Annotated in this window: 12 protein-coding genes; 10 read left to right on the top strand and 2 right to left on the bottom strand. The window is 76.3% G+C overall.

Annotated elements, in window-relative coordinates; genetic code table 11:
• Positions 1-2: 2 nt before the first annotated feature.
• Both O7599_RS02565 and O7599_RS02560 read right to left on the bottom strand, forming a co-directional pair.
• Complete coding sequence (locus O7599_RS02565) at positions 3-767, bottom strand: DUF4239 domain-containing protein (RefSeq protein WP_281620418.1); 765 nt, start codon at positions 765-767, stop codon at positions 3-5.
• 32 nt (positions 768-799) lie between these two features.
• On the bottom strand, positions 800-1,462 hold the full coding sequence (locus O7599_RS02560; protein WP_281620417.1) for a hypothetical protein: 663 nt from the start codon (positions 1,460-1,462) through the stop codon (positions 800-802).
• 214 nt (positions 1,463-1,676) lie between these two features.
• Between O7599_RS02560 and O7599_RS02555 the strand changes: the two genes are divergently transcribed.
• From O7599_RS02555 to O7599_RS02510, 10 genes are all read left to right on the top strand, one after another.
• Entirely contained in the window at positions 1,677-2,960 is a 1,284-nt protein-coding gene (locus O7599_RS02555; RefSeq protein WP_281620416.1) for a sulfite oxidase, read from the top strand.
• 101 nt (positions 2,961-3,061) lie between these two features.
• A complete protein-coding gene (locus O7599_RS02550; RefSeq protein WP_281620415.1) occupies positions 3,062-3,544 on the top strand; it encodes a (2Fe-2S)-binding protein in 483 nt (160 codons plus the stop codon).
• Positions 3,541-5,925, top strand: coding sequence for a xanthine dehydrogenase family protein molybdopterin-binding subunit (locus O7599_RS02545; protein ID WP_281620414.1), 2,385 nt, complete (start codon positions 3,541-3,543; stop codon positions 5,923-5,925). Before O7599_RS02550 ends, O7599_RS02545 begins: the two co-directional genes overlap by 4 nt.
• Positions 5,922-6,788, top strand: a complete 867-nt coding sequence (locus tag O7599_RS02540) for a xanthine dehydrogenase family protein subunit M (RefSeq protein WP_281620413.1) — start codon at positions 5,922-5,924, stop codon at positions 6,786-6,788. The genes O7599_RS02545 and O7599_RS02540 overlap by 4 nt, the downstream gene beginning before the upstream one ends.
• A 45-nt stretch (positions 6,789-6,833) precedes the next feature.
• On the top strand, positions 6,834-7,808 hold the full coding sequence (locus O7599_RS02535) for a MoxR family ATPase (protein ID WP_281620412.1): 975 nt from the start codon (positions 6,834-6,836) through the stop codon (positions 7,806-7,808).
• A 5-nt stretch (positions 7,809-7,813) separates the two neighbouring features.
• The gene (locus O7599_RS02530) at positions 7,814-8,992 is read left to right on the top strand and encodes a VWA domain-containing protein (protein ID WP_281620411.1); all 1,179 of its coding nucleotides are present in this window, start codon (positions 7,814-7,816) and stop codon (positions 8,990-8,992) included.
• A gap of 28 nt (positions 8,993-9,020) precedes the next feature.
• On the top strand, positions 9,021-9,734 hold the full coding sequence (locus O7599_RS02525) for an SRPBCC family protein (protein ID WP_281620410.1): 714 nt from the start codon (positions 9,021-9,023) through the stop codon (positions 9,732-9,734).
• A 164-nt stretch (positions 9,735-9,898) separates the two neighbouring features.
• A complete protein-coding gene (locus O7599_RS02520) occupies positions 9,899-11,146 on the top strand; it encodes an ROK family transcriptional regulator (protein WP_281620409.1) in 1,248 nt (415 codons plus the stop codon).
• 57 nt (positions 11,147-11,203) lie between these two features.
• Complete coding sequence (locus tag O7599_RS02515; RefSeq protein ID WP_281620408.1) at positions 11,204-11,797, top strand: 3'-5' exonuclease; 594 nt, start codon at positions 11,204-11,206, stop codon at positions 11,795-11,797.
• Between the two features lie 58 nt (positions 11,798-11,855).
• Complete coding sequence (locus O7599_RS02510; protein ID WP_281620407.1) at positions 11,856-12,788, top strand: dihydrodipicolinate synthase family protein; 933 nt, start codon at positions 11,856-11,858, stop codon at positions 12,786-12,788.
• Positions 12,789-12,837 lie beyond the last annotated feature (49 nt).

Genomic DNA, 12,837 nt, shown 5'->3' with positions numbered 1-12,837 from the left:
CGTCAGCCGGCGGCCTTGGGGAAGAGCGTGGTGAACGGCTCCAGCATGCCCGACGAGTCGCGGACGTAGGGCTGGTCGAACTCCCAGACCAGGAAGAGCAGGAACGCCAGCAGTCCGCTGTGCAGCCCCGCGAGGATCAACTCGCGCGCCGAGCGCTGGATCTGCAGCGCGAAGACCATCCCCATGGCGACCAGACCGCCGGAGATCAGCCCGAACCACACCAGCGAGGGCATCGTGGGCCCCGAGTTCAACGCCCGCTCGTTGCGGGCCTCCTCGGCCGCCGCGATCTGGTCGCCCAGCGTGTAGGCGGCGCGGTTCTCGGCGTCGGTCTTCGGCGCGTACGCGAAGAGGGCGCGGCGCACCTCGTCCAGCAGTTCGTCGCCGCGCTCGCTCAGCCCCTCGCCGCCCTGCATCGCCGGCCACTCCTCGTGCACCGCGTACCGGACGTAGGCCGCGATGTCCGCGCGGATCTCACCGCGCACCGGGGCCGGGTACCCGGCGAGCCGCTCGTCGGCCTCGTGCAGCGCGAACGCCTCCCGCCGCACCGAGTCCTCCGCGCCACTCTTGGCCTCCCAGACGCCGGCGATCGCCAGGCCCAGCACGATCGCGTACACCACCCCGATCATCATCGTCATGTACTCGATGACGTCGGGGGTCTCGTCGGGGTCGAACTCCTCGTCGGGGCGGCGGTGCCGGAGGACGGTGATGAGCACGACGACCGCGATGGCCGCGGACATCGCGAGGGTGAGCATGAGCCATTCGGACACGGGCTGCCTCCGGCGGTCGGGCTGCGGGGCGGTCAGGAACGGTTACGGGCCGCGCCGGAGCCGCCCAGCGCGGCGGCGGCGAGGATCGCGGGGGCGACGAACAGCAGCATCCTGGTGACGGGCGAGGTGCCCTCGTCGACTTCGGGAGGCGGCGGCTCGTGGTAGATCGGCCGCAGCGAGGGCGTGGGCGAGGGCGAAGGCGTGGGGGTGGGGCTGGGTTCGGGGCTCGGCGTGCGGCTGGGCGAGGGTGCGGGCGCCGGTGGTACGGGCACGAAGGGCGACGGCTGCGCGGGCGCGGCGGGTTCCGGCGGTGCGGGCGCGGGCACCGGGGGAGGCGGCGTACGGGACGGAGGGGGCGGCGCGGGTGTCGGAGCCGGCGGCGGCGCGGGGGCCGGCGGCGGAGGCGTCGTGGGAGGCGGCTTCCGGCCGCATCCCCGCCGCACCGCCTCCCCGACACCCTGCTCGCGGGCGATCCGTCCCAGCTCCTCCAGCGGCAGGTCCTCGCCGACGCGCACGCACCCGTCGCCGGGCAGGGCCCACCCCCGCACGGCGGCGGTCCGCGGGGCGTCGGCGGCGGCCGGCGCCGCGCCGGCCGCGGCGGGGCCGACGGCGGCGAGCGCGGCCAGCACCACGGCGGCGCGTACGGCGGCGGCGCGTGGAACGGCGCGAGCGCGCGGTGTGTTCTCCCGGGTCACGGCCGGAAGTTGCTCCGCGCCGCGCCCAACCAAGCGCCCCCCGCCGCCAATTCACCCGCAGGCGCGTTCCGTCCCGCTCGCCCCTCGCACGCACGCTCGCCCCTCGCGCCCCGTTTCGGTGCGTGCGCGAGCCGGGTCGCGGCCCGTGCACCCTCCGGGCGGTTTCACGAGTTCTTCATCGTCGGGCAATGGCGTTCCGCGGCCGGGCGCCCGGATGATCGGCGTCATGCCAGCATCGCCGCCGCTCGACGAGACCTCGTACGACCGCCGCCGCCTGCGCCAGTGGCTCGACGGAGACGCCCGCACCCCGGGTGTCGCCCGGCGCGACATGCTGCGGCTCATCGCCGCCGCCGGCGGGGCCGGCGCCCTCGGCGCGCTCGGCGCGGCGCCCGCCGGGGCGGCGCCGGCCGGTCCCCGGGCCGCCGGCATCGTCAAGCCGCTGCCGCCTGAGCTGTTCACGGTCCGCGGCACCAACGCCGAGACCAACTGGCCCGCCCTGAAGGACACCGGCTACCACACACCCGCCGACCGCTTCTTCGTCCGCAACCACACCGCCACTCCCGTGCTCGACGCCGCCGGCTGGAGCCTGCGCGTCTGGGGCGACGGACTGCGCGGCGGCGAGGCGGAGTTCGGGCTCGACGACCTCAAGGCGCTGCCCGCCGCGACCCGGTCCGCGTTCGTGGAGTGCGCGGGCAACGGCCGCAGCTTCTTCGCCACCCAGCAGGGCGGCACGGTCTCGGGTACGGCGTGGACCCTCGGCGCCATCGGCGTCGCGCGCTGGCGCGGCGCCCGCCTGGGCGACGTGCTGCGGCGGGCCGGGCTCACCCGGCGCGCGGTCGACGTGATGCCGAGCGGGCTGGACGACGAGTACGTGGTGGACGGGGTCAGCCTCGGCCACGTGCGCCGCCCGCTGCCCGTGGCCAAGGCGCTGGACGACGTGCTCCTCGCCTACGAGATGAACGGCGAGCCGCTGCCCGCCGACCACGGGCACCCGGTGCGCGTGCTCGTGCCCTCGTGGGTCGGGATCTCCTCGGTCAAGTGGGTCGGGGACGTGCAGGTCTCCGCCGAGCCGCTGTACTCCCCGTGGAACACCGACTTCTACCGCCTCTTCGGCACCTCCTACCCGCCCGGGGGCAGCCCGCCGCTCAGCCGGCAGACCCTCAAGAGTGCCTTCGAACTCCCCTGGAACGCCACGCTCGCCGCCGGTGAGACACACCGCCTGACCGGCCGTTCGTGGTCCGGCGCGGGCGGGGTGCGGGCCGTGGAGGTCAGCACCGACGGCGGCGCCACCTGGCGCCGCGCGACGCTCGTCGACCGCCCCCGCGCGGACGGCTGGGTGCGCTGGTCGGCCGCCTGGCGGCCGGAGCGGCCGGGCCCCGCCGAGCTGCGCGCCCGCGCCACCGACGTACGCGGCAGGACCCAGCCGGTGCAGACCGTCCACAACGACCAGGGCTACCTCTTCGACGCGGTCGTCCGCCACCCGGTCACCGTCGCCTGAGCCCGGGGTCCCGTACGACGGGCCTGTTCCCCCGCCCCGGATGCGGTCCTACAGTGGCGCACATCACAGCGCCACGGACCCGTCCGTTCCGGGGAGGGCACATGAGCCGCATCTCGGTCACCGTCGACGGCACGACCTACGAGGACGACGTGGAGCCGCGCCTGCTCCTCGTGCACTACCTGCGCGACCGCCTGGGCCTGACCGGCACACCCGTCGGCTGCGACACCGGCAACTGCGGTGCCTGCACGGTCGACGTGGCCGGGGCGAGCGTCAAATCCTGCTCGATGCTCGCCGTTCAGGCGGACGGGGCGGAGGTGACGACGATCCAGGGGCTGGCCGCCGACGGCCGGTGGCACCCGCTGCAGCGGGCCTTCCACGAGGAGCACGGGCTGCAGTGCGGCTACTGCACCCCCGGCATGATCCTCGCCGCCCGCGACCTGCTGCGGGCCAACCCGCATCCGACCGCCGAGGAGGTCAGGCGCGGCCTGGAGGGCAACCTCTGCCGCTGCACCGGCTACCAGAACATCGTGCGCGCCGTCCTGGCCGCGGCGGACGCCGGCACCGGCGAACAGGACGCGACATGACCACCGCGGAGCGGGCCGCGCCCGCCGTCGGCCGATCCGAGCCGCGCAAGGAGGACGCCCGGCTGATCTCCGGGCGGACGAGCTGGACCGACAACCTGACGCAGCCCGGCACGCTCCACATGGCGGTGCTGCGCAGCCCCATGGCGCACGCCCGCATCGACCGCCTCGACCTCACGGCCGTACGCGAACGCCCCGGCGTCGTCGCCGCGTTCTGCGCCGCCGACCTCGACGGGGAGCTGGGCTCCCTGCCCTGCGCCTGGCCGGTCACCGAGGACATCGTCCACCCCGACCACCCGCCGCTCGCCGTCGACGAGGTACGCCACGCCGGCGACCCCGTCGCCGTCGTCGTCGCCCGCGACCGCTACGCCGCCGCCGACGCGCTGGAGGCCGTCGAGGTCGACTACGCCCCGCTGCCGCCCGTGCTCGACATGGAGGCCGCGCTCGCCGACGGCGCGCCGCTCGTCCACGCCGGCAAGGGCACCAACCGCTGCTTCGACTGGCCGCTGGTGAACGGCGACTACGCCGCCGCCAGGGCCCGCGCCGACGTCGTCGTCACCCGCCGCTACGTGCAGCAGCGCCTCATCCCCAACGCCATGGAGCCCCGCGCCGTCCTCGCCGCCCCCGCGGCCACCGGCGCCGACGAGTACACCCTGTACTCGTCCACCCAGATCCCGCACATCCTGCGCCTCATGCTCGCCGTCGTCACCGGCATCCCCGAGCAGAAGATCCGCGTCGTCGCCCCCGACGTCGGCGGCGGCTTCGGCTCCAAACTCCAGGTGTACGCCGAGGAGGCCCTCGCGCTCGTCGTCGCCAAGAAGCTCGGCCGCCCGGTGAAGTGGACCGAGACCCGCTCCGAGGGCTACCTCGCCACCCATCACGGCCGGGACCAGATCCAGGACGTCGAGGTCGCCGCGACCCGCGAGGGCAAGCTGCTGGGCATGAAGGTCGACCTGCTGGCCGACATGGGCGCGTACCTCATGCTCATCACCCCCGGCATCCCCCTCCTCGGCGCCTTCATGTACCCGGGGATCTACAAGATGGACGCCTACGCCTTCCACTGCACCGGCGTCTTCACCACCAAGACCCCCACCGACGCCTACCGCGGCGCCGGCCGCCCCGAGGCCACGTACGCCGTCGAACGCGTCATGGACGAACTCGCCGCGGAACTCGGCCTCGACCCCGTCGAGCTGCGCCGGCGCAACTGGATCGGGCACGGCGAGTTCCCGTACACGACCGTCGCCGGCCTCACCTACGACAGCGGCAACTACGAGGCGGCCACGGAGAAGGCGCTCGTCCGCTTCGGCTACGACGCGCTCCGCGCCGAGCAGCGCGAGCGGCACGAGCGCGGCGACACCGTCCGGCTCGGCGTCGGCGTCTCCACGTACACCGAGATGTGCGGCCTGGCACCCAGCCGGGTGCTGCGCGACCTGCGCTACGCGGCCGGCGGCTGGGAGGCGGCGAGCATCCGCATGCTGCCCACCGGCAAGGTCGAGGTGATCACCGGCACCAGCCCGCACGGCCAGGGGCACGCCACCACCTGGAGCCAGATCGCCGCCGACGTGCTCGGCGTGCCCGTCGACGACGTCGACGTGCTCCACGGCGACACCCGCGTCGCGCCGCAGGGCATGGACACGTACGGCTCGCGCTCGCTCGTCGTCGGCGGCGTCGCCGTGCACGAGGCCGCGGTGAAGGTGGTCCGCAAGGCCCGCCGGGTCGCGGCCCACCTGATGGAGGCGAGCGAGGAGGACCTGGAGTTCACGGCGGGCACGTTCGCCGTGCGCGGGTCGCCGGAGGCGGCGAAGACGATCCAGGAGGTCGCCTTCGCGACCTTCACCGGCCACGACCTGCCCGACGGCATGGAGCCGACGATCAACGCGGGACACGTCGTGGATCCGGACAACTTCTCGTACCCGCACGGTACGCACCTGTGCGCGGTCGAGGTGGACACCGAGACCGGGGCGGTCCGCATCCGGTCGTACGTCGCCGTCGACGACGTCGGCAGGGTCGTCAACCCGCTGATCGTGGAGGGCCAGGTGCACGGCGGCCTCGCCCAGGGCATCGCGCAGGCGCTGTACGAGGAGGCCGTCTACGACGACGACGGCAACCTCGTCTCCGGCACCCTCGCCGACTACCACGTGCCGGCCGCACCCGACCTGCCCGAGTTCGTCACCGACCGCACCGAGACCCCCGCCACGTCCAACCCGCTGGGCGTCAAGGGCGTCGGCGAGGCCGGCACGATCGCCGCCACACCCGCGGTCGTGGGCGCGGTCGTCGACGCGCTCCGCGCGCTGGGCGTCACCGACGTGCGGATGCCCTGCACGCCGGAGCGCGTGTGGCGGGCGATCCAGGCCGCGCAAGCGGAGAAGGGAGCCTCCGCGTGATCCCCGCGGCATTCGACTACGCACGCCCCGAGTCGGTCGGCGAGGCGGTGAAGGCGCTCGCCGACGCCGGGGCCGCCGGGCGCGAGGCGAAGGTGCTCGCCGGCGGCCAGAGCCTGCTGCCGCTGCTGCGCTTGCGGCTCGCCTTCCCCGACCTGGTCGTGGACACCGGCCGGATCCCGGCGCTGCGCGGAGTGCGCGACGACGGCGACGCGCTGGTGATCGGCGCGATGACGACGCACCACGACGTCATGGCCGACCCGCTGGTACGCCGCCACGCGGGCCTGCTCGCCGCGGCCACCGCCACCGTCGCCGACCCGGCGGTCCGGCACCGAGGCACCCTCGGCGGCTCGCTGGCCCACGCCGACCCCGCCGCCGACCTGCCGGCGGTGGCGCTCGCGCTGGACGTCGAGCTGACCGCGGTCGGGCCCGCGGGCCGCCGGACCGTCCCGGCGCGGGAGTTCTTCACCGACTACCTGACCACGGCGCTGGCGCCGGACGAACTGCTGGCCGAGGTCCGGGTGCCGAAGTACGACGGCTGGGGCTTCCACTACGAGAAGTTCAGCCGGGCGGCGCAGGCGTGGGCGCTCGTCGGCGTGGCCGCCGCGGTGCGGCGCGACGGCGGACGGGTGGCACAGGCCCGGATCGGGCTGACCAGCATGGGCCCGACACCGGTGCGGGCGGCGGCCGTCGAGGCGGCGCTCACCGGGGCCGGGGCCACCCGGGAGTCGGTCGCGCGGGCGGCGTCCGCCGCGGCCGAGGGCACGCGCCCGGCGGCGGACCAGTCGGCTTCGGCCGCGTACCGCGCACACCTCGCCCGGGTGCTCACCCGCAGGGCGGTGCTGGCGGCGGCCGGGCCGGCGTGACGGGACCCCGGGACGGTGCGGCCGGGGCCGGAGGAGGCGAGTGCGGTGGCGCGTGAGGGACCGGCGGGGGAGCCGGAGAGGCGCGGGCCGCACGGCGGCACCCGCGACGCGCGGGAGCCCGGACCCGTGCGGCCCGCGCCGTCCGCGTCCGTCGGCGACCTGCGGGCCCGGCTGGAGGCGACGGGCTACCTCCCCGACGACGGCCTCGCCGTCGCGTGCCACCTCGCCCTGACCCTGCACCGCCCGCTCTTCTGCGAAGGCGAGGCCGGGGCGGGCAAGACCGCGCTCGCCGGCGCCCTCGCCGACGTCCTCGGGGCGCCGCTCATCCGGCTCCAGTGCTACGAGGGCATCGACTCCTCCCAGGCGCTCTACGACTGGGACTTCCCCCGCCAACTGCTGCACCTGCGGGCGGCGGAGGCGGCGGGCGTCACGGACGCCGGCCGGCTCGAGGACGAGCTGTACGGCGAGCGCTTCCTCGTCGCCCGCCCGCTGCTGCGCGCGCTGCGGACGAGCCCGAGCGTGCTGCTGATCGACGAGATCGACCGCGCGGACGACGAGTTCGAGGCGTTCCTGCTGGAGCTGCTCTCGGAGTACGCCGTGACCATCCCCGAACTGGGCACACTGCGGGCCGAGACCCCGCCCGTGGTGGTGCTCACCTCCAACCGCACCCGCGACGTCCACGACGCACTCAAGCGGCGCTGTCTCTACCACTGGTTCGCCCACCCCGGCTACGCCCGCGAGCTGGCGATCGTCCGCAGCCGCCGCCCGCGGGTGGCGCGGCGCCTCGCGGCCCAGGTGACCGCGGCGGTACGGCAGTTGCGCGCCATGGACCTGGTCAAGCCGCCGGGGGTCGCGGAGACCATCGACTGGGCGGAGGCGCTGGCGGCCCTCGGCGCGACCGAGCTGGACGCGGACCTGGCGGTGGCGACGCTGGGCTCGGTGCTGAAGTACCGCGAGGACACCGAGCGGGCGGCGGCGCTGGACCTGCGCGGGCTGCTGGCCGCGGCGCGGGGGAGCTGAGCCCGGTGGCGGGGGAGCGGGGAGGGGACGGGGGCGGGGGCGGCTGGGGCGACGGCGTCGCCGTGCTCGTCGGATTCGCGCGGGCGCTGCGGGAGTCGGGGGTGCCGGCCGGCACCGAGCGGGTGCAGGCGTTCCTCGGCGCCGTGGACGCCCTCGGCACCGGGCGGCGCGAGGTGTACTGGGCCGGCCGGCTCACGCTCTGCGGCAGCCGTGAGGACCTGGCGCCCTACGACCGGGCGTTCGCCGCGTACTTCGGCGACCGCGCGGCGCCCCCGACCCCGCCCCGGCCCCGTACCGCGCCGCCGCCCCGCGTCCGCGGCACCGCCCCCGCCGCGGAGGCTCCCGGCGACGACGGTCACCGCACCGGCCCCGCCGCCCCGGCCGCCGCCCGCGCCGGCTCCGCCGAGGTGCTGCGCCACCGCGACGTCGCCCGGCTGAGCACCGCGGAGCGCGCCGAACTGCACCGGCTGCGCACCGCGTTCGCGCTCCGCGGCGAGTACCGCCGCACCGCCCGCCGGCGCCCGTCCCGCCGCGGCGCCGTCGACCCGCGGCGTACCGTACGGGAACTGCTGCGCGGCGGCGGCGAGGCGACCGTGCTGCGCCGCCGCGCCCCCGTGCATAAGCCGCGCCGGGTCGTCCTGCTGCTCGACGTCAGCGGCTCCATGTCCCCGTACGCCGACGCCCTGCTGCGCTTCGCCCACGCCGCCCGCCACGGCCGCGCCGGACGGGCCGGACGGGCCGCCCCCGCCACCGAGGTCTTCACCCTCGGCACCCGGCTGACCCGCGTGACCCGGCAGTTGTCCCACCGCGACCCCGATGCCGCCCTGGCCGCGGTCGGCGCCGCCGTGCCGGACTGGAGCGGCGGCACCCGGCTCGGGGAGACCCTGCGGGCGTTCCTCGACCGGTGGGGGCGGCGCGGTCCGGCCCGCGGCGCCGTGGTCGTCGTGCTGTCGGACGGCTGGGAGCGCGGCGACGTCACCCTGCTCGGCGCCCAGGCCCGCCGGCTGCACCGGCTGGCGTACCGCGTGGTGTGGGCCAACCCGCGCAAGGCGCGGCCCGGTTACGCGCCGCTCGCGGGCGGCATGGCCGCCGTGCTGCCGCACGTCGACGCCTTCGTGGCCGGGCACAGCCTGGCCGCCCTCGAACGGCTGGCCGCGGTGGTGCGGGGAGCGGCCGGCGCATGACGAAGAACCCGGCGACGAAGGGACCGCCATGGAGCTGCGGCACGAGTTCACCGTTCCCGTACCGGCCGACGAGGTGTGGCGGGCGCTGCTCGACATCGAGCGCATCGCGCCCTGCATGCCCGGGGCGGCGGTCGAGAGCTTCGACGGCGAGACGGTACGCGGCTCGGTCAAGGTGAAGGTAGGCCCGATCGCGCTCACCTACCGGGGCACCGCCTCCTTCCGGGAGAGGGACGAGGCGGCCCGGCGCATGGTGCTGTCCGCGAACGGCAAGGAGACCCGCGGTGCGGGCACGGCGCGGGCCACGGTCATGGGGGAGCTGACCGAGGCCGGCGGCGGCACGCGGGTGTCGGTGGTGACGGACCTGGCGGTCACGGGCCGGCCCGCGCAGTTCGGGCGGGGGGTGCTGGCGGAGGTGGGCGACCGGTTGGTGGGGCGGTTCGCGGAGTGCCTGGCGGACGAGTTGGCGGACGGCGGCGCGGAGGCCGCCCCGCGCGCGGATCCCGGGCCGGACGCGGCCGACGCCGCTGCCGACGCGGGCCCGGGAGCCGGATCCGCATCCCCGGCGGCCGCGCCCGCAGCCGGCGCCCCCGCGGCGGGGACCGCCGCGCCGCGGACGGAGCCGCTGGACCTGGTCCGTACGGCCGGCGTTCCGGTCGCCAAGCGTGCGGCCGCCGGCGCCGCGGTCGCCGCGGCGCTCGCCGCCGTGGCCCTGGCGGTACGTCGCGTACGCCGCCGCCGCTGAGCCGCGCCCCGGCGACTCTCGACTCCGCCCCGCTCGGCGCCTGTCGGCACCGCGTGGTACTTCTGTTCCGGGGGAGCGCGTCCGTCCCAGGGCGGCGCGCGGACCGGCCGACCGGCCGGCGCACCGGTGACCCGGCGCGCCGACGAGCAGGGGACAGGGGAACGATGGCGGGGAACCCGGCCAGCGCGGGCCGCCTGCTGCGCCTCATCCGCAGCGGCGAGGCGCCCACCCGCGCCGAGCTCCAGCGGGCCACCGGGCTGTCCCGGTCCACCGTCGGGCTCCGCCTCGACCGGTTGTTCCGCGCCGGCTGGATCCGCGAGGTGGCCGGCACCTCCACCGGCGGCCGGCCCTCCGCACGGCTGGAGTTCGACGACCGGCACGCCGTCGTCCTGGCCGCCGACCTGGGGACCCGGCACGGCCGCGCCGCCGTGCTCGACCTCGCCGGCAACCTGCTCGCCGAGCGGACCGGCCCGCTGGTCATCGGCGACGGCCCTGAGCCGGTGCTGGCGGAGGTGTGCCGCTGGTTCGGACCGCTGCTGGCGAAGGCCGGCGAGAGCGCGGCGCGGGTGTGCGGCATCGGCCTCTCCGTGCCCGGGCCCGTGGACGTCGCCGCCGGCCGGGTCGTGGAGCCGCCGATCATGCCGGGCTGGGACGGCTACCCCATCCCCGCGCACCTGCGGCGTACGTTCGCGGCCCGGCTGGGCGGCGCCCCGGACGTGCCCGTGCTCGTCGACAACGACGCCAACCTCATGGCGTACGGCGAGCAGCGCGCCGGCTTCCCCGACTGCGCCGCCTTCCTCCTCGTCAAGGCCTCCACCGGCATAGGCGCGGGCGTCGTCGTGGACGGCGGCATCTACCGCGGCATCGACGGCGGCGCCGGCGACATCGGGCACATACGGCTGCACGACAGCCGGGAGGCGCTGTGCAGTTGCGGCTCGTACGGCTGCCTCGCCGCGGTCGCCAGCGGGCACGCGCTCGCCGCCCGCCTCGACGGCCTCGGCGTGCCCGCGACCTCCGGCTCCGACGTGCGCGACCTGCTGGCCGACGGGCACCCGGAGGCGGTGCGGCTCGCCCGGGAGGCGGGCCAGCGGGTGGGCGAGGTGCTGGTCACGGTCGTCACGCTGCTCAACCCCGGCGTGCTGATGATCGCCGGCGAGCTGTCCTCCGCACCGTTCCTCACCGGCGTGCGCGAGCTGCTCTACCGCCGGGCGATGCCCCGGACCACGGCGCACCTCGACGTCGTCACCGCCCGCCTCGGCGACCGTTCCGCCCTCGTGGGCGCCGCCGCCATGGTCGTCGACGAGCTCTACGCCCCGGAACGGGCCGACGCCCGCCTCGCCGCCGCGGGCGCCGCCGCCGGGGCCGCGGACGGCGGCCCGGACGGCGACGCGGCCGGCGGACACCCCGGTTGACCATTCCGGGCCGCCGCGGCCGTACGCTGGCCGCCGCGCAACCCGAGGAGGACCCACGTGTCGTCGTTCATCGTTTTCGACCTCGAGTTCACCACGTGGCCGGGAGCGCCGGAGCGGGACTGGTCGGGGCCGGGCGAGCTGCGGGAGATCGTGCAGATCGGCGCGCTGCGGCTGGACGCGGACTTCGCGGTCGCCGAGGAGTTCGAGGCCCTGGTCCGGCCCGTCGCCAACCCGGAGCTGTCCCCGTACTTCACCGAGCTGACCGGCATCCGCCAGGAGACCGTGGACCGCGAGGGCCGCGACCCGGCGTCGGCGCTCGGCGACTTCCTCGGCTTCTGCAAGGGCCGCTCCGCGCTCTCGTACGGCAACGACATGATCGTGCTGGGGGAGAACGTCGGCTGGGCCCGGGCCCGCGGCGAGCAGGTCGCGAACGGCTTCCTGGACAACGGCTTCCTCAACGTACGCCCCTGGCTCAACACCCTCGCCCCCCAGACGGCCCCGGCCAGTTCCGGCCGGCTCTGGCGGGCACTCGGCCTGCCGAAGCCGGCCGCGGGCGCCGAGCACTCGGCGCTCTTCGACTGCCACTCCATCGCCGCGGCCCTCCGGCACCTCCACGCCGGGGGCGCCGCGCTCCCGGCGGGCTGCCTCTAGGACACGTCCTGGGCTCCCGGGCGGCGCCGGCCGCACGTCCGGCTCGTACGCTCCAGCCATGACACCACTGAGAGCGAAGGACGTCACCGGGGTCTGGGGGACGCTGCTGCTGCCCCTGGACACCGGCGACGCGATCGACCGGGGCAGGCTGGCCGGGCAACTGGACGCCCTCCTGGACGCCGGCCTGCACGGGATCTACGCGCACGGCACGGCGGGCGAGTTCCACACCCTGGCCGAGGACGAGTTCGACGCCATCAACGAACTGCTCGCCGAGCGGTGCACCGCCGCGGGCATGCCGTTCCAGATCGGCGCCTCCCACCCGGTGGCGCAGACGGCGCTCGCCCGGGCGCGCCGGGCCCGCGAACTGGCCCCCGGCGCGCTGCAGGTGATCCTGCCGGACTGGCTGCCGCTCGCCGACGACGAGGCCGTGGCCTTCCTCGCCCGGATCGCCGAGGCCGCCGACCCGGTGCCGCTGGTGCTCTACAACCCGCCGCACGCCAAGACCCCGGTCCCGCCCGCGCTGCTCGGCAGGCTGCTGGCCGAGGTGCCCGCGCTCGTCGGGCTGAAGACCGCGGCCGGCGACGACGCCTGGTACGACGCCGTACGCCCGCACACCGGCCGCTGCTCCGTCTTCGTCCCCGGACACCTGCTGGCCACCGGCATCGCCCGCGGCGCGCACGGCAGTTACTCCAACGTCGCCGCCCTCGCCCCGGCCGGGTCGGTCCGCTGGTACGAGACGATGCACGCCGATCCGGCCGCCGGCCTGGACGTCGAGCGCCGGCTGGCCGAGCTGTTCCGCCGGCACATCGCGCCGCTCAAGGCGCGCGGCCTGTCGAATCCGGCGCTCGACAAGTTCCTCGCGGCCGTGGGCGGCTGGACCGACGCGGGCGTACGCACCCGCTGGCCGGCCACCGCCGCGCCCGAGGAGGCCGTGCTCCCCGCCCGTCGCGACGCCCACGAGCTGGTCCCGGAACTTTTTTCTCTCGGATGACAAAGTATGGACAGGCCCGGACGAAGTCTTTAGGCTCAGCGCCGCACCC

Origin of the sequence: Streptomyces sp. WMMC500 (assembly GCF_027497195.1) — a bacterium.
Taxonomy (GTDB): Bacteria; Actinomycetota; Actinomycetes; order Streptomycetales; family Streptomycetaceae; genus Streptomyces.
This window is presented reverse-complemented; position numbering and strand designations above follow the sequence as displayed.

Coding starts and splice junctions, on each gene's coding strand:
- O7599_RS02550 (WP_281620415.1), top strand. CDS start 3,062: ATGAGCCGCATCTCGGTCACCGTCGACGGCACGACCTACGAGGACGAC.
- O7599_RS02510 (WP_281620407.1), top strand. CDS start 11,856: ATGACACCACTGAGAGCGAAGGACGTCACCGGGGTCTGGGGGACGCTG.
- O7599_RS02525 (WP_281620410.1), top strand. CDS start 9,021: ATGGAGCTGCGGCACGAGTTCACCGTTCCCGTACCGGCCGACGAGGTG.
- O7599_RS02520 (WP_281620409.1), top strand. CDS start 9,899: ATGGCGGGGAACCCGGCCAGCGCGGGCCGCCTGCTGCGCCTCATCCGC.
- O7599_RS02545 (WP_281620414.1), top strand. CDS start 3,541: ATGACCACCGCGGAGCGGGCCGCGCCCGCCGTCGGCCGATCCGAGCCG.
- O7599_RS02555 (WP_281620416.1), top strand. CDS start 1,677: ATGATCGGCGTCATGCCAGCATCGCCGCCGCTCGACGAGACCTCGTAC.